The 232-nt window shown below is 46.1% G+C and carries 1 pseudogene; it reads right to left on the minus strand.

Annotated elements, in window-relative coordinates:
• Positions 1-180 (minus strand): annotated as a pseudogene (locus ACFIK0_RS09870) (bifunctional UDP-N-acetylglucosamine diphosphorylase/glucosamine-1-phosphate N-acetyltransferase GlmU); the annotation flags it as partial.
• Positions 181-232 lie beyond the last annotated feature (52 nt).

Consider the following 232-nt stretch of genomic DNA (forward strand, 5'->3'; position numbering starts at 1 on the left):
ATTAGCCAGCAAGTCTTCTGTTTGCATTACCGCATGACCAGTACCCAGTTGTTGCTTTTGTAATGCATAGCGAGTCCGGTGACCGAGGGCTTCTTTAACCGTATCGGCCCCAAAACCGACTACCGTAATAATCGTATCAATCTTGGCCTTTTCCAATTGAGTCAAGACATGATCTACCATTGACTTACCACAAACTTGGTGCAAAACTTTGTGCAGCTTTGACCGCATCCGG

It is taken from the genome of Bartonella sp. CL63NXGY, assembly GCF_042194905.1.
Taxonomy (GTDB): domain Bacteria; phylum Pseudomonadota; class Alphaproteobacteria; order Rhizobiales; family Rhizobiaceae; genus Bartonella.